At 45.5% G+C, this 22,540-nt stretch carries 16 protein-coding genes; 6 read left to right on the top strand and 10 right to left on the bottom strand.

Annotated elements, in window-relative coordinates; translation table 11 throughout:
• Window positions 1-61 precede the first annotated feature (61 nt).
• Complete coding sequence (locus KIO97_RS07435; RefSeq protein ID WP_005430420.1) at window positions 62-739, top strand: GntR family transcriptional regulator; 678 nt, start codon at window positions 62-64, stop codon at window positions 737-739.
• 98 nt (window positions 740-837) lie between these two features.
• On the opposite strand, the gene KIO97_RS07440 is transcribed toward KIO97_RS07435, so the two are convergent.
• The 9 genes from KIO97_RS07440 to KIO97_RS07480 form a co-directional block, all read right to left on the bottom strand.
• Complete coding sequence (locus KIO97_RS07440) at window positions 838-2,718, bottom strand: GGDEF domain-containing protein (RefSeq protein ID WP_038890862.1); 1,881 nt, start codon at window positions 2,716-2,718, stop codon at window positions 838-840.
• A 112-nt stretch (window positions 2,719-2,830) separates the two neighbouring features.
• Window positions 2,831-3,325: an acetolactate synthase small subunit gene (gene ilvN, locus KIO97_RS07445; RefSeq protein ID WP_005430438.1), complete on the bottom strand. Its 495-nt coding sequence runs from the start codon at window positions 3,323-3,325 to the stop codon at window positions 2,831-2,833.
• 1 nt (window position 3,326) lies between these two features.
• Window positions 3,327-5,051: an acetolactate synthase 3 large subunit gene (locus KIO97_RS07450; protein WP_285381738.1), complete on the bottom strand. Its 1,725-nt coding sequence runs from the start codon at window positions 5,049-5,051 to the stop codon at window positions 3,327-3,329.
• 448 nt (window positions 5,052-5,499) lie between these two features.
• Window positions 5,500-7,308: a long-chain fatty acid--CoA ligase gene (locus KIO97_RS07455; protein ID WP_212582018.1), complete on the bottom strand. Its 1,809-nt coding sequence runs from the start codon at window positions 7,306-7,308 to the stop codon at window positions 5,500-5,502.
• A gap of 299 nt (window positions 7,309-7,607) precedes the next feature.
• Window positions 7,608-8,567: a LysR family transcriptional regulator CalR gene (calR, locus tag KIO97_RS07460; RefSeq protein ID WP_005430441.1), complete on the bottom strand. Its 960-nt coding sequence runs from the start codon at window positions 8,565-8,567 to the stop codon at window positions 7,608-7,610.
• Window positions 8,568-9,098: 531 nt separating this feature from the next.
• Window positions 9,099-10,145: an MJ1255/VC2487 family glycosyltransferase gene (locus KIO97_RS07465; RefSeq protein ID WP_050906302.1), complete on the bottom strand. Its 1,047-nt coding sequence runs from the start codon at window positions 10,143-10,145 to the stop codon at window positions 9,099-9,101.
• Between the two features lie 3 nt (window positions 10,146-10,148).
• Window positions 10,149-10,697 (bottom strand): phosphatase PAP2 family protein, encoded by a 549-nt coding sequence (locus KIO97_RS07470; protein ID WP_005528618.1) that lies wholly within the window; start codon window positions 10,695-10,697, stop codon window positions 10,149-10,151.
• Window positions 10,698-10,907: 210 nt separating this feature from the next.
• Entirely contained in the window at window positions 10,908-11,699 is a 792-nt protein-coding gene (locus tag KIO97_RS07475; protein ID WP_045419906.1) for an SH3 domain-containing protein, read from the bottom strand.
• 241 nt (window positions 11,700-11,940) lie between these two features.
• A complete protein-coding gene (locus KIO97_RS07480) occupies window positions 11,941-15,129 on the bottom strand; it encodes a thrombospondin type 3 repeat-containing protein (protein WP_285381739.1) in 3,189 nt (1,062 codons plus the stop codon).
• 581 nt (window positions 15,130-15,710) lie between these two features.
• Here KIO97_RS07480 and leuA point away from each other — a divergent pair.
• The 5 genes from leuA (at window position 15,711) to KIO97_RS07505 (ending at window position 21,447) form a co-directional block, all read left to right on the top strand.
• Window positions 15,711-17,258, top strand: coding sequence for a 2-isopropylmalate synthase (gene leuA, locus KIO97_RS07485; RefSeq protein ID WP_010445640.1), 1,548 nt, complete (start codon window positions 15,711-15,713; stop codon window positions 17,256-17,258).
• 94 nt (window positions 17,259-17,352) lie between these two features.
• A complete protein-coding gene (gene leuB / locus KIO97_RS07490; RefSeq protein WP_005430431.1) occupies window positions 17,353-18,444 on the top strand; it encodes a 3-isopropylmalate dehydrogenase in 1,092 nt (363 codons plus the stop codon).
• Between the two features lie 73 nt (window positions 18,445-18,517).
• The gene (leuC, locus tag KIO97_RS07495; protein ID WP_285381740.1) at window positions 18,518-19,918 is read left to right on the top strand and encodes a 3-isopropylmalate dehydratase large subunit; all 1,401 of its coding nucleotides are present in this window, start codon (window positions 18,518-18,520) and stop codon (window positions 19,916-19,918) included.
• Window positions 19,919-19,929: 11 nt separating this feature from the next.
• Window positions 19,930-20,532 carry a 3-isopropylmalate dehydratase small subunit gene (gene leuD / locus KIO97_RS07500; RefSeq protein ID WP_005430484.1) on the top strand — a complete coding sequence of 201 codons (603 nt, stop codon included), beginning with the start codon at window positions 19,930-19,932 and terminating at the stop codon, window positions 20,530-20,532.
• Between the two features lie 132 nt (window positions 20,533-20,664).
• Complete coding sequence (locus tag KIO97_RS07505) at window positions 20,665-21,447, top strand: DUF547 domain-containing protein (protein WP_285381741.1); 783 nt, start codon at window positions 20,665-20,667, stop codon at window positions 21,445-21,447.
• A gap of 140 nt (window positions 21,448-21,587) precedes the next feature.
• On the opposite strand, the gene djlA is transcribed toward KIO97_RS07505, so the two are convergent.
• On the bottom strand, window positions 21,588-22,448 hold the full coding sequence (gene djlA, locus KIO97_RS07510) for a co-chaperone DjlA (RefSeq protein WP_010646448.1): 861 nt from the start codon (window positions 22,446-22,448) through the stop codon (window positions 21,588-21,590).
• Window positions 22,449-22,540 lie beyond the last annotated feature (92 nt).

Genomic DNA, 22,540 nt, shown 5'->3' on the forward strand with positions numbered 1-22,540 from the left:
TGTATTATCAATCACAACCGAACTACGTACCGTTTAGTTGTCGTCACGATAATAAAATTTCATGAGGTTGCTTGTGTCTAGTCCTACCCTTACCGACAAAGTTTCGAAAATGATCTGTCAGGACATCCTGACGGGTGAATTAAAACCAGGTCAGAAGCTTGTGGTTGCTGAGCTGAAACAGAAATACAACGTTGGTGCATCACCTATCCGCGAAGCACTTGTGCAACTGTCTTGGAGCAAGTATGTCAAACTTGAACCACAAAAAGGCTGTTGGGTTGCACCTGTATGCAAAAAAGAATTGAACGACTTATACGAAAGCCTTCGTGTGGTCTCTTCTGTACTGCTTAAGAAAGCAATTTTAGCGGGGGATGAAAGCTGGGAGTTGGACGTGCTGACTTCATACCACAAGCTATCACGCCTGAACTTTGATGAGACATTCTGCTGGAAAGAGTGGGAAGAGCGTCATCATCAATTCCACGTTTCTCTACTCGAAGGTGCCGATTCAAAGAACATGTTTGAGTTCTTTAGCGATCTGATTAACCAAATCAAACGCTACCGCTATTTTGCAATGCAAGCGGTAAGCTCAGAGAAAGATGCCCTATTCAATATCGATGAGCATGAGATGATCATGAAGTTGGTGCTGGCAAAGAACAGCGAAGAAGCCATGGATCTTTTAGATAAGCACTTACTGAGCTCAATGCAACGCATTGAAACGGTACTAGAGCTAGAGCCTGCTTAATTATATCGCCCAATAGATAGTAAAAAATCGGGGCTATCCCGATTTTTTTGTTTTGGAGAAACGCCTTCAGTGATGAACGTTTCCCACGGCTTACTTAGCTAAGCAATGTCATCGAAACTGTGACAAATAGACACTCGGTTACGCCCTGCACTTTTTGATTCGTACAGGGCAATATCTGCGCACTTATAGCTACGAGTGCGATCGGCAGTTAAATCACTATAACCAACACTTACCGTCACTGAGCCGTCACCACTCAACTCGACAGCCACTCTCAAGCGATTTAATACCACTTCCGCTTCTTGTATCGTCGTGTGCGGCATGAGCACTGCAAACTCTTCACCACCAACACGAGCAACGAAGTCAGTATTCCTTACTCCGCTAAGTAATGTTTCCGCCACGCTGCAGATGACTCGGTCTCCTTCATCATGGCCCATCTCATCGTTGATACGCTTAAAATGGTCAATATCAAACAGCGCTAAACAAGTGGTTGGCGTATTCGGATAACGCTCTAGCATATTGGCATGCTGAGCCAACTGCTCTTCAAACTTGCGTCGGTTCCAAAGATTGGTTAATCCGTCACGTTCACTTAAGTTACGCAACTTTTCTTCCAGTTCTTTACGCTCTGAGATATCCACTAACGAGGTTATGTAATAACTGACTTTACCCGACTTCGCCATAATGGCCTGAATACGCATAATGGCCGTAAACACATGATTAAGCTTAGTGCGGCAACGCACTTCCCCTTCCCATACTTGCTCCACGCCCAGTTTGTTCCAAATCGCGAGAATGTTTTCTAGGTCTTCAGGAATAAAAATCAGATTATGGGCATTCCAACCTCGTAATCGAGAAGACGAATAACCCATCATGTTTTCAAACTCCTGGTTCACCATCATAATGCGGTGTGAAGTATCTGAAATAACGACAGCGGTCATCCCATCTAGCGCAGCTCGCGCTAATTTAGACTCGATACTATGACGACGGTAATGCAGTGCAAGAGAGGTTATCGGAAGTGCAAACACCAGCATTAAGCTGAGCACAAAAAACGCTTCTTGGACTAAGTCATCAATATCACGATCTGCTCTCTCGAGCAGTTGTTCTTGCGAAAGATCGATAATTAAGTGGAGAGGCTCGCCTGGTACGAAGGCAATCGTATTGAATACAGTCAGGTTTTTACCGTTGTACTCATAGCCCATCTTCTCTGAGCCCATATTTTGCCAAACATCGGGTTGCAATAAGCCAAAATTAAATCGAGAGCGATCTGGAATAATATCGCCATACAGTTTTCCAGAGTATGGGCTTGCAACGTAGTAACCCGCTTGATTGAGCAACTCAATATTGAAGTCTCTGACCGGTGAATAGTTCAAGCGAGACGAAAGGTATTGCACATCAATGTTCAGCACTAGGTAACCTTCACGCACACCATCCATTGCGACCGGCATCATAATGCGAACCGATGGTCTGTAAGGATACACAAGCGCGCCATTTTCTTGCTCTAGCTCGATCCCCCAAGAGCCAATCTGATCATTTTCCAGATTCTGCGCATATTGGAAGTATTCTCGGTCTGATTTGTCTTGTAGCGTGCGGGCTGCAGCGGCCGTTCCAGTTTTGAAATCGTAATTAATCCGTACATTCTCTCGACCTTCGAGGTTAAGAAAACGGATTTGTCGGTACCATTTTTGGTTTACGGCAACCGAACTCCACACCTCTTCTAAGATGGCGAGATTCTTTGGATTTGGATGACGTAAGTAGTCGTAAAGGCTTTGACTGTGACCAAGAAGATCACTGATGGAGGAGATCTGATCTTGAACGTTGTTATATTCGCGCTCAGAGTAAGCTAACTGGTGAAGGGCCTCTTTCGCGGTATTCTTGACGTTACTCGCTAGCAGAGTTTGATATTTCTGGTAGTAGTAGATTGAGATGAGCGCGCTAAAAAATAGCGTCGTCGCCAGCAAGGCGCTGACTAACTTCCTGACTTTCACGCGTTCTACTACTCACATTGTTTACGAAAACGTCAATTATATCATTATTTGTTATTTTCTAAACAAAAAGCCATCGATGAACGATGGCTTTTCTGAAATGCACTTGGTTTCATTAAGGTTTAAGGCAACGCTCTCCACGAGCAATACCAACCACACCACTACGAGCTACTTCCACGACTTCAGTCACTTCAGAAATCGCTTGGATGAAAGCATCCAGCTTCTCACTCGTGCCCGCTAACTGAACTGTATACTGAGAAGCGGTCACATCCACGATTTGACCACGAAAGATATCAGCCGTGCGCTTAACTTCAGCGCGAGCAAAACCACTTGCTTTGACCTTAACCATCATCAGCTCGCGCTCAATATGCTCGAACTCTGTTACTTCTTGAACTTTCAGTACATCAATCAATTTGTGCAGCTGCTTTTGGATTTGCTCAAGCTGCATTTCATCGGATGTGGTCGTGATGTTCAAACGCGATAACGTTTCATCATCGGTTGGTGATACGTTCAAAGACTCGATGTTGTAACCACGCTGAGAAAACAGACCAACAACACGAGACAAAGCACCGGGTTGGTTTTCCATTAGCAGAGAAATAATGTGTCTCATATTAAGTACGCTCCGTTTTGCTTAGCCACATCTTGTCCATACCCTCGCCTTTGATCTGCATTGGGTAAACGTGTTCGGTTTCGTCTACGTTGATGTCGACAAACACCAAACGATCTTTCATATCTAACGCTTTTTGTAGACCCGCTTCAAGCTGATCTGGCGTTTCGATACGAATACCGACGTGACCATAAGCTTCTGCAATCGCTGCAAAATCAGGAACAGAACTCATGTATGAATTGGAGTGACGACCTTGGTAAATAATGTCTTGCCACTGTTTTACCATGCCTAGGAATCGGTTGTTCAGGTTGATGATCTTCACTGGAATGTCGTATTGCATTGCCGTCGACAACTCCTGAATATTCATCTGAATACTGCCGTCACCAGTCACCACCACCACTTCTTCTTCTGGCATCGCGAACTTCACGCCCATACCAGCAGGCAGACCGAAGCCCATAGTGCCAAGGCCACCAGAGTTAATCCAACGGCGTGGCTTATTAAATGGGTAGTAAAGCGCTGCAAACATTTGGTGCTGACCAACATCAGACGCCACGTAAGCATCACCATTGGTTAGCTTGTGTAGAGTTTCAATCACCTGTTGAGGCTTGATACGCTCAGGAGAGGTTTCGTAGGCCAGACACTGACGATCACGCCACACTTGGATCTCTTCCCACCACTGGGTGATCGCATCTTGATCGTTGCTGCTACCTTGCTCTTTCAATAGGCCCATCATGGTTGCCAAGACTTTATCCGCGGAGCCTACAATTGGCAGATCCACTTTCACGTTTTTAGAAATGGAAGAAGGATCGATGTCAATGTGCATCACTTTGGCATTCGGACAGTACTTCTCTAGGTTGTTGGTGGTACGGTCGTCAAAACGGACCCCAATACCGAAGATAAGATCCGCTTCGTGCATCGCCATGTTGGCTTCATAGGTACCATGCATGCCTAACATGCCCAGCGAGTTTTTATGTGTACCAGGGAAAGCACCTAACCCCATCAATGTACTTACCACAGGCAAGTTCAATTCATCTGATAGCGCTTGGATATGCTCATGGGCACCAGAAATAACGGCACCACCACCGATGTACAATACCGGCTTCTTCGCCTCAACAAGCGATTTCAATGCTTTTTTGATCTGACCTTTGTGACCTGATGTCGTCGGTTTGTATGAACGCATCGAAATGCTTTCTAGATACTCGTAAGGAAGCTTGATTTGCGGGTTCAAAATGTCTTTTGGCAAATCAATCACAACCGGACCAGGACGGCCAGTTGTCGAGATGTAAAACGCCTTTTTGATCGTCTCTGGAATGTCTTCTGCTTTTTTTACTAAGAAGCTGTGTTTCACTACTGGGCGCGATACACCCACGATGTCACACTCTTGAAAGGCATCATTACCAATCAGGTTGTTTGGCACGTTACCTGAAATGACGATCATTGGAATGGAGTCCATGTACGCCGTCGCAATACCCGTGATGGTATTGGTCGCGCCTGGACCCGAACATACCAGTACTACACCCGGCTTACCCGTTGCTCGGGCATAGCCATCCGCCATATGAGTGGCAGCTTGTTCATGTCTCACTAGTACGTGTTTGATTTGATCGGTTTTGGCGTGCAGGGCATCGTAGATATCTAAAACGGAACCACCTGGGTAACCAAAGATTTGTTCTACGCTCTCTTCGATCAGAGATTGCACTACCATCTCTGCGCCTGACAACATTGCTGTCATAATTGCTCTCCTTACCAGTTTTCCTCACCGTAAGGCCAACGGTTTGGTCTGGTTTTACATAGTCTAGGTCTTATTCGTAGCCTAATAGAAATACTTCCACTTTTTCAGCTATGTCTTACGCCTGTCATAACAAAACGCAAGGTAACACAACAAATGTAACGTTTTATTATCAACGGGTCTAATGAGAGATAAATCAAATTTTAAACAAGATGCTATAAATTAGAACAAAGTCAGGGTTAGACGCTACCAATAGAGAGCATTTTAGAATCAACAAAATGTATACACTAAAAATAAAGTGAATAATTTCACTAAAAATAGCGACCAAGAGTGTTTTTTTCTCTTTGTAGAGAGGAAAGAAGTGTGAAAAGCGGTCATAAAAAATCCCCAGCAGCACAATATTAGGCAACTGGGGATAATTTCATCAATCTGAAATCTAAGTCAGCTTAAGTTACTTTTTATCTGACTTTTCGTTGTACATTTCTTCGATTTCATCTTGGTATTTGTCGTTGATGACTTTACGACGAAGTTTTTGTGTTGGGGTCAACTCACCATCATCCATCGAGAACGCTTTAGGCAACAGTTTGAATTTCTTAACCTGTTCAAACTTAGCCAGTTCTTTCTGAAGGTCATTAACACGCTTCTCAAGCATCTCGACAATTTGGTGGTGTTTGATCAACTCAACACGATCGTGGTACTTGATGTTCAGCTCTTTCGCGTACTCTTCTAGCGAGTCATAACAAGGAACGATAAGCGCGGATACAAACTTACGCGTATCAGCAATAACCGCGATCTGCTCGATGAAATGGTCTTTACCGATCGCACCTTCGACAACTTGAGGCGCAATGTACTTACCGTTTGAGGTCTTCATCAGTTCTTTAATACGGTCAGTAATGAACAGGTTGCCATTCTCATCAATGTAGCCTGCATCACCCGTCTTCAAGAAACCATGCTCGTCGAATGTCTTCTCGGTCTCTTCTGGCATTTTGTAGTAGCCACGCATCACCATTGGACCACGAACTAAGATCTCGTTATTTTCTCCGATCTTAACTTGCGCACCCGGCATTGCCATACCGATAGAGCTTGGATCAAAACATTGGTCATCCCAACATGAAACCGTTGCTGTGGTTTCTGTCATGCCGTAGCCAAGCTTCACGTTGATGCCAATTGCGTGGAAGAAGCGACCAATTGTTTCATCCAACTTCGCACCACCACATGGCATGAAGTTAATGCGGCCACCAAGTAATGCACGTAGCTTGCTCAGAACCAGTTTATCCGCCAGAGCATACGACTTACGCAGCATCAACGATGGTTTACGACCTTCTTGATGACAAGCCGCCATCTTCGCGCCCATGTTTACGGCCCAAGTGAACATGATCTTACGGTGAACAGGTGCTCGTGACACTTTCTCATGAATAGCAGAGAAGATTTTCTCATAGAAGCGAGGTACTGCACTCATTACTGTCGGACGTACTTCGCTCAGCGCATCACGCACTTGCATCGTGTCTTGCAGATAACAGTTAGTTCCGCCCTTGTAGAGCACGTAGAATGTCCACGCACGTTCAAATACGTGTGATAGTGGTAGAAAACATAGCGATACGTCGTCTTCCGTCAAGCTTAGGCGTTGATCGTGACCTTCAAGCTGCGCAGAGATGTTAGCGTAATCCAACATCACGCCTTTTGGCTGACCTGTTGTGCCCGAAGTGTAAATCAGAGTCAGTAAATCATCTTCTTGTGCTTGCTCTAAGCGAACCTCAAGCTCAGCGTGCTGGCTATTGTCCCCCTTGGCAATAAAGTCTTGCCAAGACATCGCAAAGGCATGCTCACCCAGATCAATGTCGTCTGACATTGCAACGATAAGCTCAAGCTGCTGACATTCGTCAAAAATGCTAACGGCTGCTTCAAATTGAGGTTGCTCACCGACAAACAGCACTTTTACGTCTGCGTTATCGATAATGTAAGCAGACTGCGCTGCTGTGTTAGTTGGGTAAATCGGTACAGTCACGCCACGCAATTGCAACGCTGCAAAGTCAGCAATCGTCCACTGCGGCATATTGTTTGAGAAGATACCGATCTTATCTTGAACGCCCAATCCCTGAGCCAAAAGCGCAAGTGATAAAGCATCTACTTGCTGACCAAATTGCTCCCAAGTAATACCTTGCCATGTGTCGCCGACTTTATGTTTAAGCGCAACACGAGTACTACCCTTCGCAATTTGTTCACGAATACGTTTTACGATATGAAAATCTAACTTGGCCATTCTTTACATTACCTTTTGGCTTACAGGCGTAAGCTATTTGAGCGCACAAGTGTAACCTCGACGCTTAAAAACGCAACTGACCATTATCAAACTTATTATTATTAAGAGACGACTATCACTAATGAGAGCATAGCTCATGTTTGAGTGATGAAGGTTTAATCAACTTAAGTCGCTGTTTCAGTTGTCATTTGGTGGATATAAAAAGACCCCGAAAGACGGCAATCTCTCGGGGCCAAGGAATTGTAAAAATTGATGATTACAAATCCAGTCTGACCAGTTAGTCAGGCTAAAAAATCGGCTTATTTAAGTGCTACCACTTCACCACAAGTGATCATTAGCTGATCACGTAGCCAGATGTGACCTTTGTCTTTCTCACTTGATTCGTGCCAGCTTAGGTAACCGCTGATTTCTTTGTTTTCAAATGGGAAATCTAGGATTTGCAGTTGGTCGCTGTTTACTGCGTTTTCTGCCATCCAACGTGGTGCGATAGTTACAAGCTCAGACTGGCTTACTACGTAAAGCAGGTTGCTTAGGCTTGAACCTTCGTACGCTGCTTGGCAATCAAGCTCGCGGTACGCTTGCTCAGAGAAGCTGCGTTGACCATGTACGCGTGAAAGTTTCGCGTGCTTTTCGTTGATCAGTTGCTCAGCTGATACACCACCTTGAATGCGAGGGTGCGTCTTAGAAGCAATCACAACTAACTCATCTTTGAAGATTTCAGTGCTTGAGAAACCTTGGTCATCGAAACGAGCGTAGTCGATTACGAAGTCGATTTCTTGGTAGCGCATACGCTCTGAAAGAAGGCGATCAAATTCCGCATCTAGGTGAAGTTGTACGCTTGGCGCCTGCTCATTGATGTTCGCCATAATGCGAGGTGCGAAACGCATGTCACATGGGCTACAGATCGCGAGCTTAAATAGACGAGTTGAAGACTCAGGTTGGAATACTGAGCTCGGTAATTCGTTGCGGATAAGTTGCAGTGCTTGACGGATTGGGCCAAACAACTGACGAGCACGTTGAGTTGGTTGAATACCACGACCCTGACGCATAAATAGCTCATCATTAAACATCACTTTTAGGCGAGCAACCGCGTTGCTTACCGCTGGTTGTGACATACCTAGATTGTGTGCTGCACGAGTAATGTTTTGCTCTTGCATCACAGCATCAAATACAGTCAATAGATTTAAATCTACACCACGCAATGTGCTTTCCATACGGTAGCTAGCAATTGCGCTCATCGCGTCTTTTTTATCTAACATGGAGTGCGCCTCTTATGTAATCGTCAACTTGGTTCAATGAATTCTTAACGAATAGAATCCCTTCGCACACAGACGACCGTGGCTGGATTCGAATCATTTGTAAGGAATAGAAAACCGAATTTGTATTATATTTATCGTCCGGATATTTCCGGCTTGAACCGTACTATCAACTAATCGATTAAGGTTTATCAACTAGATTGATATTTAATCATTAAATTTTAGCCAATTAGGTATTTATCTATTAATTATCATAACCTTAAGAAAAACATAAAAAAGTATAAAACAACGAATTCAGAGATTTCTGACAACTTATTTAGCACGTAAATGACAATCTACAGGTAGCACTTCATTCATTTACTGAGATTATCGTTCGCATTTCAGTTCAAAAAGCAGCATCAATAGTTCGGTTCACAAAACGCACAAATCAGTTAAAGAGGCAGCGAAATTACCGTGAATAGAAATGATCATAGGGGCATAAAAATGCAGCCAATCAGGTCATGAATGACTGCGAGTGTGCAATACCAAAAGCGGCTAAAGACTGGATACATAGCTAGGAAAATCGACCTGCTCCCAGAGCTGCTCAGAGAGTTTTTCTGGTGTATCCCAAGCCCCTTGCAGTACCCAACTGGCAATCGCTTTTGCCACATCGGGATACTTCACACTTTCTGCTTGTTGTTCCTTAAGCCACTGACGCACTATCGAGATATCGAGATTGTCCATCGAAGTCGCCAACCCAAGGTCCTCCAAAGTGGCGACATTACTCTGCTGTTCGAATTGCCCAGCTAACGGTTTGAGCAAAAGTTTCTTACCTAACGAAAGTGCCTCTGATGGCAGTTCAAAACCACCATTGGCAATCACACCGCTGCAACGCTGCAGATGATGCTGGAAGTTGGTATGGCATAAAGGTCTCAACTCGATGTTTTCAATTCGCTCACACTCAATCACATTCGGGTGATAGCAAACAAAACTCTGCTGATTGAAATGAAACAGCAAGTCACTGATGTCTTCTATCGATTCAAACGGCAGATAAACCAACACAAAATCTTCATTGCCTGAGGCATGCTCAAGAGTATGTACAATCGGAGGAAGAATAGGTTGGTCAAAGTGATACCAATGTAGCCCTAGATGATGCTGAGAAGGGGCAAAGTGTTCGATCACGGATTTATCAAACCAACTCGCCCCTTTCTGCGGTACAGGATAGCGAAAGGCGTTCTGGTGACTGATGCCGATACATGGCTTGTTTTGCTTGCGTGCAGCCCAAGCAGAGACTGGCTCAAAGTCGTTAATAACCAGATCATAAGAAGAGAGGTCAAGATGCTGTACTTCTTTGAAAAACTGAATCAGATTGTTGTTCAACGCCGTTTTGGTGTAGTTCACTGAGCCCTTTTCTGTGACAAAAGTGAAACCACGCCTTGTCTGATAATCACCAAATGCTTCCATCGAGAAGTATTTGTCTGGTTCACGGCCTGAGAAGAGAAAGTCCACCTGCACCTCGTGTGCTTTAAATGCCTCACTCATTGCTCGTGCCCGAGCAATATGGCCGTTCCCCGTACCTTGGACACCGTAAAGGATTTTCATCAATTAGCCTCCCACTATGGCTAGCGCAATAGAACCACAAAGGCTGCCTAACAGCGCACCGATGATGATATCTGTGAAAAAATGCACTCCAAGCAGAATGCGCGAAATACCAATTAGCCCTGCCCAAACAAAAGCAAACGTGCCCAGTTCGGGATAAAAATGATTGATGAGCGTCGCCATCACGAAACCTGCAGCCGTGTGGCCTGAAGGTAGGCTGTAGCGATCAGAGGGGGTTATAAACGCAGGAAGCAATGCGCTAAGTTCTTCAGGACGACGGCGTTTAAAACTGTTTTTTAACGCCCAGTAGATTGGCAGTTCTATGGCAAACGCAATGAGTCCAGCGAGCAAGAACCATTGCCCTTGCTGCTTATCAAGAAACCACGCTAGCAGGCCCAGCACCAAGTAGAGATGCCCATCTCCACTGTGTGATACGCCTTTACTGATATTAGCGACTTGTTGATTGAAGCGGTGCTGCAAACACACACTGGAGAATGCCAAATCGAATTTAGCAATACTTGCTATTGGTTGGGTTATTGTCTCTAAAGCTCGCATGTAACTGTCCTTTACTTTGACAACGACTTTGTATGAAAAGTAGGCGTTGAAAGTGACAACTACATGACGGGAACTTGGACAATTAATGACAACGACCAAGCATAGGGAGAAGAGAAGAAAAAGAGGACACAATAGCTTTATTGAAAAGCTCGGCGATAACTGAATTATCGACCGAACTTTTCACCCTAGGGTGTTATCTATGATTTATCGTTAGGACGGGTTGGCATTCGCCACTGGCACATCGATATACCAGACTTTGCGTTGCTTTCGACAAGCTCTCAGCGCGCCCTTCGTGATGTGACCATCTTTGGTCAACTCGTAGCTCAGGTCACGGCAAGTGTAGCTACCGAACAACTCATTATCTTTGGATTTCTCTGCCGATGGAGCCTCACTACTTAGCAAAGGGTTCGGCTTGATGGAAAGAATATCGCGATTTACGACGTTGCTGCGCGCATAGTCTTTGTGTACATAACCGCGGATCATGCCTTTTTGTTCAACCAAGAGCCAAGGTTCACCTTCCACTTTCGCTAAGGCATTAAACACTTCCCCTTTACTTAACTCTCCCAACTTCTCTCCTTGTAAGCTCGGTTTAGCGCGTAAGTTGAGTGTGGTTTTAGAACGATAGGACACATCCATAAATTCAAGTGTACTGGAGGTATCAACCCCCTCGACAACCGGGCGACTCACTTCAGCCTCTTTCCATTGATTTGGCTGAACGCGAATCTTCCACCAGGTGTAAGTGTCGGGATCTTTGCCTTTAAACTTATCACGGTTATCTGATTCCAATGCCACCAGCATCTGGTTCAAAAACGACTCTCGACCATCTTCACTCAAATACTGGTCCATCTGATGATTGATCGCCATAACACTTTTTGCATGGTCATCTTTCATCACAGAAGAAGTCGTTTGTGTTGGAGCTCCAAACTGTAACAACTGGCAACCGGACAAAGAGATCACCGCTAAAGCCAGAGCAGAACGTCCAAATTGTTTCGCCAAATTCATTAATCCCTAACCTGTTTGTGCTAAAACTCTACAAATGCAACCGCTCTACTATAAAACGCTCTGATAGAAAGATACCAACCAATTGATCCCTTTGTGTGATAGCTCGCAAAGCATGCAGTATAAAATCGCCCTCTCCAGCGCCCTTCTCATCATTAAGACACCAGCTCCGCGGCTTTGGTATGCATTTAACAAGCAAATGAGATCAAAAAAGCGGCTACCAAAGTAACCGCTTTCCGACTCGTTAGTGATTGGCTGAAGTTCGGTTCCAAACCTCAGTTGACCAAGTATTGTTGCTTCGCTCTCTCTGCACAATACCCTTGCTATCGTAGCTATCGACCTGTCGTTGCCACTCGGTCATATCGTCTAGTTTTGTGCCTGATTCATCGAAGTATTCCGATGTACTGTAGCTAAACTGCTGGCATACCTCAGCTTGATACTGCTGTCCGTCCACATCGTAATTGATCGTTTTCTTACCTGCGTAGGTTTGGCTGTACATCACCTTACCAGAGCGCCAATCCACCAACTGATCGCCATCGACGTCACTGCCGTACTGGGTAGAAGGATCGTGAATAGAAAACTGACTGTAAGTCACATTAGGAATTCGATAGTAGGCTTTCTCACTCCAGCCTAGGGTTTCAGTTGTTCTAGAACCCCACTTGATATCAATATCGCTGTTTGGTTCATAGCCTTCAACACCTAACCAATCTCCATTCTGTGCAATATGATAATGCTCAGTGAACCATGGTGAGCCATCTAGTAGCGTCGCAAACAATTGCTCTAAACGAACGCTCATGTCGTGCCACTGGTAATTTTCATTCGCTAACAGGTGCCACTCGTAGTTCGCTTCCTGTTCCACATACTCACTAAACTCATTGAAACGCGAACGGGTCATTCGGTAGGAGTTAACATCACCGGTTTGAGCAACATACTCTCCTCCTTCTAGCGATGCTAAACACTGCTCGAATGTCACAAACTCACCTTCAGGAACTCTGGAGTGCATTGGGTCTTTACCATAAGCTTGATTATCGATTGTGAAACCTTCTAGCTGCTTGACGTAGTTGCTCCAGCCCCAAACAGGTGTCACTTTTTCCTCGTCTGCATACTCCATATACGAACGTTCACTTTTCACTACCAGATTTTGGCTAGCGGTGTAGTTTGTCGTTGTCTCTGAAATATATACTGGTGCAGGCTCGTTGCTACCATCATTGTCTACAAAGGCATAGTTGCCCTCATGCCCTGAAACACACACTTCAACGAGAGTGCCATCCACATTTAAAATGTCTTTTCCTTGGTAGAACAACGTGGTGGCGTTTTGATTAAAGGTTGGAGACTCGGCATCGGTGTTCCATTTATGGATACGAGTGTAATCAACAACAAGTGGGGTATTGAGTGCCACGTCGTGATCTTGCTGAATCGTAGGGACAAAACCCCACCAGCGATAGTAGGTATCATGAAAGCCGTAAGACATACCACTTACCGCATCGGTATACTCTAACTCTGCAATCGGATCCCATTCGCTGACAGCACCACCAAAATCAGGCGTCACTTGGGTAACATGGAAGGCTCGATCCGATAGCAATCCATTAGGTAACCCTGATTGCTGGCCAAGTAAGATTTCTGTTTGAGAAAACTGTTGGGTGTCGCCATTGTTCATTTCACGTGTAATGGAATAAAGCTTACTGTCTCTCGTTTCATCGACCGGAACTGTGGCAAACTGACCTTCCGGTAAAGAGGCAATACACTGCGCTAGAGTGTTGGGTACATTTAGAGCCTCGAGAGGCTGATTGTCTTCGTTATCTAAGTAACCGTCTCCATCATCATCATTGTCTGCATTGTTGCCAATACCATCCCCATCGGTATCAAGCGTTTCCGTCGGGTCGTTTGGCAAGGCATCAGCATTATCGCCTACACCATCTTTATCACTATCTTTAGATTCTGACGCATCATTTGGGAACGCATCGCTGTTGTCGCCGACGCCATCTTTATCGCTGTCTTTAGATTCTGATGCATCAGTTGGGAAGACATCACTATTGTCGCCAACACCATCTTTATCGCTGTCTTTAGACTCTGTAGCATCACTTGGGAACGCATCGCTGTTGTCGCCGACGCCATCTTTATCGCTGTCTTTAGATTCTGATGCATCAGTTGGGAAGACATCACTATTGTCGCCGACACCATCTTTGTCGCTGTCTTTAGATTCAGATGCATCATTTGGGAAGGCATCACTATTGTTGCCAATGCCATCTTTATCGCTGTCTTTTGATTCGGATGCATCAGTTGGGAAAACATCGCTATTGTCGCCAACACCGTCTTTGTCGCTGTCTTTTGACTCTGATGCATCACTTGGGAAAACATCGCTATTGTCGCCAACGCCGTCTTTATCGCTGTCTTTAGACTCTAATGGATCATTTGGAAATGCATCGCTGTTGTCACCAATGCCATCCTTATCACTGTCTTCCGATTCCGATGCATCAGCCGGGAAGACATCACTGTTATCTCCGACACCATCTTTATCGCTGTCTTTTGTTTCTGAGGGATCGTTAGGGAAAGCATCAGCATTATCACCAACGGTGTCTTTATCTGTGTCCTTGCTCTCACTTGGGTCGAGAGGGAAAAGATCTTGGTTATCCCCTACCTGATCACCGTCACTGTCGTACCATTCAGTATCATCATTAGGAAAGGCATCAAGCGCATCAATAATAAGATCGCCATCACTGTCATGAGTGGAAACCAGCGTCAACTCATTCGTGTCAGGATCTTTAATGACGATATGATCATCAGCAGCATTCTCAACCAAAAGGTTCACTTGCTCAGAATCTGCGATAATGTTTTGGGCTTGTTCAAGCTCTTGAACAGAATCAGGCATCGCGCCAGAAGCGACTAGAGAGACCGCACTTTTTTGTACTTTCTTTGCCTCTTCAGTTTGAGTTGCAATATAGTCAGCAACTACCACGCTTTCACTCACCCCAAGTGCTTTCGCTACTTCACTCACTGCTTGTTGGTAAGCATCCGTTTCGCCAGCCTTAGTGCGCACTTTGGCTTCAATCAACGTCGTTAATGGCGTCACAACCTTACCTTGATAGGCGGTCATAAGTAGATCGTGAGCAAGGGGTTTTCCATGATCTAAATCGATCGCCACACCCGCTTCAGCATAGGTAATGAGCTGATAGTTAATAATGTCATCAATTTGAGTGAGATCCAGAGACACCGCGCCAGTTTCATCGGTGGTACCACTCACTTCCCCATCTTCCAAAATGTAGTTAACGCTGTCTTTTCTCTCTAACCACACTTTCGCATTTTGAATGTAACCATCAATCACCTTAACGGTTAACACATTGTCGGTAACTGGTGGCGGATTAGAATCACCACCACAGGCAGATAGAACCAAAGTACTGCTGATCGCCAATGCAACTCGGGATTTATAGAACATAACTCACCATCCTTGATTAATTTGCCCTCCATTTTAAATCTCTCTTTACTAGCTGAAAGCTATTCACCCAACTAATAATAAGATCTCAATCGAAAACAATAGAGAAACATCTGGCAACTATAACTTGGCAAAACATATAGTTACATTTGGTATTAAAGAGCAATAACCGTCTATATTAAAAGCTATTGTGAGACTCACGATCCTCACCCTCTGAACGAAATAAAAACGATTCATGCTGCGAATACTGACCAACACCTGAACCGCCTAAGAAAGTCATTAATAGAAATCCACTCATCCGATATGAATAAAAAATCGACTTTAGGGTTGACGTGCTCCATTGAGTGCGGTACTAATTTGTTAACTTAATTTTGTGGAATGCTTAACAACTATGTCAGCACGTTTTTCTATCCTGCTTAGCCTCCTCCTTATCGTGACCAATTCGCGCGGGTAGGCTGTGGAAGAAAAATAACCACACCAATTTCTAAGAAACCCGCATGCAAATGCGGGTTTTTTTATATCTAAATACCGGAAGTAAACGATTAAATTGCACGAAAAGTGCAGAAATCATGAAGGAAGCAAACATGAACGATCAGGTCATTATATTCGACACCACATTGCGTGATGGCGAACAAGCGTTGTCAGCAAGCTTGACGGTTAAAGAAAAACTGCAGATTGCCTATGCGCTGGAAAGGCTAGGCGTTGATGTTATCGAAGCGGGTTTTCCTGTTTCTTCTCCAGGTGATTTCGAGTCCGTACAAACCATCGCAAAACACATTAAAAACAGCCGAGTTTGTGCCCTTTCGCGTGCCGTTGCGAAAGACATCGATGCTGCCGCTGAAGCGCTAAAAGTCGCAGACGCATTCCGAATCCACACTTTCATCTCGACTTCGACTGTTCACGTTCAAGACAAACTGCGCCGTAGCTACGACGATGTTGTAGAAATGGGCGTGAAAGCCGTAAAACACGCACGTAACTACACCGATGACGTTGAGTTTTCTTGTGAAGATGCTGGTCGCACCCCTATCGACAACCTATGTCGTATGGTTGAAGCGGCTATCGATGCTGGTGCAAGCACCATCAATATCCCAGATACCGTTGGCTACACAGTACCAAGTGAATTTGGCGGCATCATTGAGACCCTATTCAACCGCGTACCAAACATCGACAAAGCGATCATCTCTGTTCACTGTCACGATGACTTGGGTATGTCTGTTGCCAACTCTATCGCAGCCGTGCAAGCGGGTGCTCGTCAGGTAGAAGGGACTATCAACGGCATCGGTGAGCGTGCAGGTAACTGCTCTCTTGAAGAAATCGCGATGATCCTAAAAACGCGCCAAGAGTTCATGGGCGTGCACACCGGTCTAAAACACGACGAAATCCACCGTACCAGCAAGTTGGTCAGCCAGCTTTGTAACATGCCAATCCAGAGCAACAAAGCTATCGTTGGTGCTAACGCGTTCAGCCACTCTTCAGGTATTCACCAAGATGGCATGCTAAAGAACAAGAACACTTACGAGATCATGACGCCCGAGTCGATTGGTCTTAAGAACCAAGCATTGAACCTAACCAGTCGCAGTGGCCGTGCTGCGGTTAAGAGCCACATGGACGCGATGGGCTACAAGGAAGAAGAGTACAACCTAGATGCGCTGTACGAAGACTTCTTGAAGCTTGCTGACCGCAAAGGTCAGGTGTTCGACTACGATCTAGAAGCACTAATGCACTTCTCAAACTTGCGTGAAGAAGACGACTTCTACAAGTTGAACTACCTAAGCGTGCAATCTGGCAGCGTAATGGCAACCACCAGCGTCAAAATGCAATGTGGCGATGAAGAAATGTGTGAAGCTGCCGTCGGTAATGGTCCGGTTGATGCGCTATACCAATGTATCTACCGCGTGACAGGTTACGAGATCGTCCTAGACAAGTTCGACCTAACCGCAAAAGGCGAAGGTGAAGATGGCCTGGGCCAAGCAGATATCATCGCCAACTACAAAGGTCGTAAGTACCACGGTACCGGCGTTTCCACCGACATTGTAGAAGCCTCTGGTCAAGCGCTATTGCACGTCATCAACAGCATTCATCGCGCCGATAAGATTGAAGAGATGAAGCAAAAGAGAATTGCGACGGTTTAATCATTAATTCAAGGAGCTTGAGTCCCACAGCGCAGGCTCCAACCAAATTCGTTTTAGACAAGCTCAAAAAATTTAGAAAATTTAAAGGATTAACATGACAGACAAATCATACAAAATTGCCGTTTTACCAGGCGACGGCATCGGCCCAGAAGTAATGGCGCAAGCACATAAAGTGTTGGATGCAATCGAAAAGAAACACGGCATTGCGTTTGAGCGTGACGAGCACGATGTAGGTGGTATCGCGATTGATAATCACGGTTGCCCACTTCCAGAAAGCACAGTAAAAGCGTGTGAAGAGTCTGATGCAGTCCTATTCGGCTCAGTTGGCGGTCCTAAGTGGGAACACTTGCCACCAAATGACCAACCTGAACGCGGTGCCCTACTACCACTACGCAAGCACTTCCAACTGTTCTGTAATCTACGCCCAGCACAAATTCACTCAGGTCTTGAAGCTTTCTCACCACTACGCGCAGACATCTCAGGTCGCGGCTTTGACATCGTGGTTGTTCGTGAACTAACAGGCGGTATCTATTTCGGCCAACCGAAAGGTCGTGAAGGTGAAGGGCCGACAGAAAAAGCGTTCGACACTGAGGTGTACCACCGCTACGAGATTGAACGCATTGCAAAAATTGCCTTTGAGTCTGCTCGTCTACGTCGTAAGAAAGTGTGCTCAATCGACAAAGCGAACGTTCTACAAAGCTCTATCTTATGGCGTGAAGTGGTCGAAGAAATCGCAAAAGACTACCCAGATGTTGAGCTGTCACACATGTACATTGATAACGCAACCATGCAGCTTATCAAAGACCCAGCACAGTTCGACGTAATGCTATGCTCAAACATCTTCGGCGACATCATTTCTGATGAGTGCGCGATGATCACTGGCTCTATGGGTATGTTGCCTTCCGCGAGCCTAAACGAAAGCAAATTCGGTCTGTACGAGCCAGCAGGCGGCAGTGCACCAGATATCGCAGGTAAGAACATCGCTAACCCAGTGGCGCAAATCCTATCTGCGGCATTGATGCTGCGTTATAGCCTAGGTGAAGAAACCGCGGCACAAGACATCGAAACGGCCGTTTCAAAAGCACTATCAGCGGGTGAGCTAACGGGTGACCTTGCCGGTGACAACCCAGCACTTTCGACGTCTGAGATGGGCGATAAGATCGCTGAGTACATCTTAAACTCTTAATACAGCACGACTTAATAATAATTATTTGCTCCTGATGAGCCGTTGTCGGGAGCTATACACGAGATAGCAAACAATGGGCAAAACACTATACGAAAAAGTCTACGACGCACACGTTGCCGTCGCAGCAGAAGGGGAAAACCCAATCTTGTACATCGACCGTCACTTGGTACATGAAGTGACGTCTCCGCAGGCATTTGACGGCTTGCGTGAAAAAGGTCGTAAAGTGCGTCAGGTCAGCAAAACTTTTGCCACCATGGACCACAACGTTTCCACAACCACCAAAGACATCAACGCATCCGGTGAGATGGCACGTATCCAGATGGAAACGCTATCGAAAAACTGTGAAGAGTTTGGTGTTACGCTTTACGACATCAACCATAAGTACCAAGGTATTGTCCACGTTATGGGCCCAGAGCTTGGTATTACCCTACCGGGCATGACCATTGTTTGTGGTGACTCGCACACAGCTACACACGGTGCATTCGGCTCGCTAGCATTTGGTATTGGTACATCAGAAGTTGAGCACGTATTAGCAACTCAAACGCTAAAACAAGCGCGCGCTAAAACGATGAAGATCGAAGTGAAAGGCAAAGTGGCGCCGGGCATCACCGCTAAAGATATCGTGCTAGCGATCATCGGTGAAACGACAGCTGCTGGCGGTACAGGCTACGTGGTTGAATTCTGTGGTGAAGCGATCACCGACCTTTCAATGGAAGGCCGCATGACCGTATGCAACATGGCAATTGAGCTAGGTGCGAAAGCCGGTTTGATTGCACCAGATGAAACCACATTCGAATACATTAAAGGCCGTAAATTCTCACCTCAAGGTGTGGACTTTGATGCTGCAGTAGAATACTGGAAGACTTTAAAAACGGACGATGATGCTCAGTTTGATGCGGTCGTGACACTAAACGCAGCAGACATCAAACCACAAGTCACTTGGGGTACTAACCCTGGCCAAGTTATCGCGGTAGACCAGCCGATCCCAGCACCAGAAAGTTTTGCGGACCCAGTAGAAAAAGCCTCGGCAGAAAAAGCATTGTCTTACATGGGTCTAGAAGCGGGCAAGTCATTGTCTGATTACAACGTCGATAAAGTCTTCGTTGGTTCTTGTACTAACTCACGTATCGAAGACATGCGCGCAGCCGCTGAAGTAGCGAAAGGTCGCAAAGTCGCGTCTCACGTTCAAGCGCTCATCGTTCCTGGCTCTGAGCAAGTAAAAGCGCAAGCAGAAGCGGAAGGTTTGGACGTGATCTTTAAAGAAGCGGGCTTTGAATGGCGCCTACCAGGTTGTTCAATGTGTCTAGCAATGAACAACGACCGTTTGGGTCCACATGAACGTTGTGCGTCTACTTCAAACCGTAACTTTGAAGGCCGCCAAGGTCGTGATGGCCGTACCCACCTAGTGAGCCCTGCGATGGCAGCGGCGGCAGCAATTGCTGGTCACTTTGTAGATATTCGTGAACTAGACTAAGGAGCAAACAAATGTCAGGCTTTAAACAACACACAGGCTTAGTTGTTCCTCTAGATGCAGCGAACGTAGATACTGATGCCATCATTCCAAAGCAGTTCCTGCAAAAGGTCTCTCGCCTAGGGTTTGGTAAGCACCTATTTCATGACTGGCGCTTCCTAGACGATGCTGGCGAACAACCGAACCCAGAGTTCGTGATGAACGCACCTCGCTACCAAGGTGCTTCTATCTTGCTCGCGCGTGAAAACTTCGGTTGTGGTTCTTCTCGTGAGCACGCACCGTGGGCACTAGCAGATTACGGCATCAAAGCGATGATCGCACCAAGCTTTGCCGATATTTTTTACGGTAACTCGATCAACAACCAAATGGTGCCAGTTCGCTTGACTGAGCAAGAAGTGGATGAAATCTTCCAGTTTGTTGAGGCTAACGAAGGCGCAGAAGTAGAAGTGGATCTAGAAGCGAATGTGGTTCGCGCCAACGGCAAAGAATATGGTTTTGAAATCGATTCGTTCCGTCGTCACTGCCTGCTAAACGGTTTGGACAATATCGGTCTTACCCTTCAACACGAAGACAAGATTGCCGAGTACGAGGCGAATATCCCGAGTTTCTTGAGCTAATTCAAATCGTAATTGAAACAAATACAAGGTTGGCATTGGCCAACCTTTTTTCTTTATATTCATTGTGTCAGGAAAGAAATCCCATCGTAGACAGGTCTACACTATCAACAAGGTTTAACCAAAGGTCTCTCTATGAAGCGTCTGTTATTGCTATTGTGTGCTCTGGTTTCTTTCTCAACATTTGCCGCACCTAAATCCGACTTATGGCCGTATTGGAAACAATCGAATCAGGCTAATCAAAGTCAAATCTCTCATCAAGGTTGGCAGCAATTGCTCGATGCTTATTTGGTTGAACAAGGCGAGAATACCTTGTTTCGTTATAGCCAAGTCACCTCTGCCGATAAAACTAAGCTGAAACAATACATCCAGCGTTTGGCAAAACTCGACCCTCTACAATACAACCAAGCAGAGCAATACGCCTATTGGGTGAACCTTTACAACGCCATCACGGTTGATCTGATTTTGGATAACTATCCCGTCCAATCGATAACCAAACTGGGCGGCTTATTTAGCTTTGGCCCTTGGGGGGATGATGTGGTCGTGGTCAACGAGAAAGATCTGACTTTAAACGATATTGAGCATCGCATTTTACGTCCAATTTGGAATGACCCAAGAACACATTACGCGGTTAACTGTGCCAGCTTGGGATGCCCTAATCTGCAGTCTCAAGCATTCACTGCTGACAACACGCAAGCTCTACTAGATAGTGCCGCTAAAACATTTATTAACAGCAGCAAAGGCGTATCTATCCAAGGTAACACGGCACAGCTGTCTTCTATTTATGATTGGTTTGCCGAAGATTTTGGCGGTAAGAAGCAAGTATTCAACCACATTGCTCAATATGCCCCGCAATACAAAAATTTCTCTGGCAACGTGAAATACGAGTACGATTGGGACTTGAATCAAGCCAACTAAACTGGAGAGATTTGAGGTCAATTAGCGTTAGGATCATGATAGGCCAAAAGCTAAAGATACCGGCAACTCAAAGACTAAGACATGAAAAAAGGGCACTCTGTGCCCTTTTTTAAATCCAATACTTGATAGAAAACTTCCGACTACTTAAAGCCTTTGACTTTCTTAATCAGATCGTAAGCGTTTTGAATCTCTTGCGACTTTTCTTTCGCAACGTTCATCATCTCTGGTGGCAAACCTTTAGCCATCAATTTATCTGGGTGATGTTCATTCATTAACTTACGGTAAGCACGTTTGACCGTTTTACCGTCCGCATCTGAAGAGACATCAAGGATTTTGTAGGCATCAGCCAGTTGATCCGCTTGTGAAGCTTGCTGCCAACCTGCACCTGAAGATTGATATTGCCCTTGTTGCTGACCATGGAAACCACCTTGGCTTTGGAAACGGAACGCCGCTTCTTGCATGTGCAGGCGACGCTCTAATTGCTCTGAAGAGAAACCCAAGCCACGGGCAATTTTATGCAGGACATTACGTTCACTCGGATGAATCGAGCCATCAGCAAAGGCTGCCGAGATTTGCAGTTCTAGGAAGAATTGCAGCAGGTCAAAGCGCCCTGCCGAAGAGATCTTCACACGAACCAACACATCCTCTAGTGGGAAATCGCTCTCTTTACCTTCACGAAAAGCATCTTGTGCAGCACGTCGTTGCTCTCCATGGAGGTTCATACGATCCATCATGGTCGAAGCCAATTGGATCTCTTCTTTGGTGACTTGACCTTTGGCTTTTGCCACGTGTCCCATTACTGCGAATGCAGCTTTAAAAAATTCTTCTTGGCGCTGAGCTTGGCTAGGCCCCTTACCGAAACCACCTGTAGAAAATCCAGCTTGGCTTAAACGGCGCGCTTTATCGAATTGGTGACCGATAAATAGGCCAAACAATAAACCGAATGGGCCACCGAGTAACAAGCCAAAAAAGGCACCCAAAATTTTGCCAAAAATATGCATTATGTGTTCTCTATCAATGAATTTTTATCGACGACGGCGGTCTTATAGTGCCGGACGCAACGATTTCCTTTATGATAATGGAATTAGTTTTT

Source organism: Vibrio sp. B181a, assembly GCF_030248375.1.
In the GTDB taxonomy this organism is placed as follows: Bacteria; Pseudomonadota; Gammaproteobacteria; order Enterobacterales; family Vibrionaceae; genus Vibrio; species Vibrio campbellii.